General features: G+C 66.0%; 3 protein-coding genes. 2 read left to right on the top strand and 1 reads right to left on the bottom strand.

Annotated elements, in window-relative coordinates:
* Positions 1 to 1,668 (bottom strand): NAD(P)/FAD-dependent oxidoreductase (locus JHD07_RS33820; RefSeq protein ID WP_291630057.1); only part of this gene is annotated, 1,668 nt, incomplete at its 3' end.
* Between the two features lie 191 nt (positions 1,669 to 1,859).
* Here JHD07_RS33820 and JHD07_RS33815 point away from each other — a divergent pair.
* Both JHD07_RS33815 and JHD07_RS33810 read left to right on the top strand, forming a co-directional pair.
* Complete coding sequence (locus JHD07_RS33815) at positions 1,860 to 2,108, top strand: hypothetical protein (RefSeq protein ID WP_366865666.1); 249 nt, start codon at positions 1,860 to 1,862, stop codon at positions 2,106 to 2,108.
* A 72-nt stretch (positions 2,109 to 2,180) separates the two neighbouring features.
* Positions 2,181 to 2,442 (top strand): carboxylesterase family protein (locus tag JHD07_RS33810; protein WP_291630053.1); only part of this gene is annotated, 262 nt, incomplete at its 3' end.

Below are 2,442 nucleotides of genomic sequence, written 5' to 3'. Positions count from 1 at the left end.
GCATTGCACGGCGCCATCGGGGCCGGTGAGCTTGAAGCCCAGCATGCCGCGGCTGACCACCTCGTCGCAGATGCTGCGATAGGGACCGACGCCGCCGGTATAGGGCATCAGGCCCTGGACCTTGCCCGGCACGTTGGCGCCCGTGTACCAGGTGTTGGCGAGCCGGTGCAGCGTCAGCATCGCGCAGTCGGCCATGTGCCTGTTCCAGCCGGCCTGCGCCGTCTCGGTCGGCTCCATCGTGGTGAAGCCGGCATCGCGTAGGCCGGCGATGCGATCGACCACCCAGTCGACATGCTGCTCGATCGACACCGCCATGTTCGACAGCACCGACGGGCTGCCGGGCCCGGTGATCATGAAGAAGTTCGGGAAGCCCTCGACCGTGAGTCCGAGATAGGTCTGCGGCCCCTGGGCCCAGACGTCGGTGAGCGACTTGCCGCCGCGGCCGGTGATCGGGTGCACGGCGCGGATCGCGCCGGTCATGGCGTCGAAGCCGGTCGCGAACGCGATGACGTCGAGGTCGACGCTACGCCTGGTCGTGGTGATGCCGCTCGCGGTGATCGCCTTGATCGGCTCCTGGCGCAGGTTGACCAGCGTGACGTTCGGCCTGTTGTAGGTCGCGTAGTAGTTGGTATCGAGGCAGGGACGCTTTGCGCCGAACGGATGATCATCCGGGGTCAGCGCCGCGGCGGTCTCGGGATCCCTCACGGCCGCGCGTATCTTTTCGCGGATCAGGTCCTGGACGATCTTGTTGCCGTCGAGATCGACGGCCTGATCGGCCCAGAGCTGGCTCAGGATGTGGACGAGATCGCCCGCTGCCCAGGCGCGCTCGAACCGCTCGCGACGCTCGGCATCGCTCAATTGCCAGCTCACGACGGTCTGCTGCGGGTAGGGCACGCCCGCCATCGACTGGCGCGCCTGCTCGCGATAGGCGGCACGGTCGCTCTCGAACAGGCTCATGCGGTCCGCCGGCGCCGGGCCGTTATGCGCCGGCAGTGCGAAGTTCGGCGTGCGCTGGAACACGGTCAGATGCGCAGCCTGCTCGGCGATCACAGGGATCGACTGGATCGCCGAGGAGCCCGTGCCGATCACGCCGACGCGCTTGCCTGTCAGATCGACGCCGTCATGCGGCCAGCGTCCGGTGAAATAGACCTCGCCCTTGAAATCCTTGACGCCGTCGATTTCCGGCGGCTTCGGCGCGGAGAGGCAACCGGTGGCCATGATGTAATGGCGGCAGGAGACCGGCGCGCCGTTGTCAGTGGTGACGAGCCAGCGTTCGGCCGTCTCGTCCCAGGTGGCTGCCGTGACCTTGGTCTTGAAGCGGATGTCGCGCCTGAGATCATAGCGGTCGGCCACGAAGCCGAGATAGCGCAGAATTTCGGGCTGGGTGGCGTATTTCTCCGACCAGGTCCAGGCCGTATCGAGCTCGGGATCGAACGTGTAGCTGTAGTCGATGGTCTGGATGTCGCAGCGTGCGCCCGGATAGCGGTTCCAGTACCAGGTGCCGCCGACGTCGCCGGCCTCGTCGAGCCCGACTGCGGAGAAGCCGGCCCTGCGCAGGCGATGGAGAAGATAGAGGCCGGAAAATCCGGCGCCGACCACGGCGACGTCGACCTGCTGAGCGGTTCCGCGCTCATCGGAGGCACGTGTAGCAACCATTGCGTCAGGCATGGCATTCCTCCCTTATGTTTTGTTTTGCCGGCAGGCTATCCCCGCAGGTTCAGCTTGTCATTACAGCAAGTGCAATCCCAGGGTGATCATCTGCGGCGGCATCGGACGGCGCAAAGGATTGCGGCACCACACGCACCGCGATGCACAATGGCCGTGGTAGCCCGGGGTAATCAGCGCGCATCCTTCTGTGTATGCTTGCGCCTACAAGCCACGCGTACCGTACGGCCGTCATGACAGAGTTGAGTGAGCGAACCAAAGCGAACATGGATGTCGTGCTCGAAGAGACATGCCGGCAGCTGCCGCATGGCGGCGATCACGACAGCCGCAGGTTCATCGCCGAGCGGCTGATCGAGGCGGCGCAGGCGGGACACTCAACGCTCGGCGAACTCGGCATCGTCGCGCGCCGCGCGCTGGCGGAGATTCTCGCAAAGCGCGATTAGCAAGGCGCGAGGCTTGCTTCGCAGACGACTCTGAACATAACCTGCCCGACCCTTCATCGAGATCGTTCGAAGATGCGAGCCTTGCTTGCATTCGTTGTGGCTGCCGCAGTTCCGTGCTGCACCGGCTCGGCCATGGCCCAGCCGGTCGGACAGTTTCCCTTCGCGCTGACGCGTGAAGGGCAAATGCTCGGCGCCGTGGAGGGCGAGGTGGCGTCCTTCAAGGGACTGGCCTACGCGGCTCCGCCGCTCGGTGCGTTGCGCTGGCGCGCGCCGCAACCGACGGCCGGCAGTTCCGAGATGCGCACCGCCTACGCGTTCGGCGCGCCGTGCCTTC

The sequence above is a fragment of the Bradyrhizobium sp. genome (assembly GCF_016462955.1).
Classification (GTDB): Bacteria; Pseudomonadota; Alphaproteobacteria; order Rhizobiales; family Xanthobacteraceae; genus Bradyrhizobium.
This window is presented reverse-complemented; position numbering and strand designations above follow the sequence as displayed.

Bases quoted from the DNA above. Each gene is read 5' to 3' on its own strand.
- JHD07_RS33815 (WP_366865666.1), top strand. From the start codon at position 1,860: ATGCTTGCGCCTACAAGCCACGCGTACCGTACGGCCGTCATGACAGAG.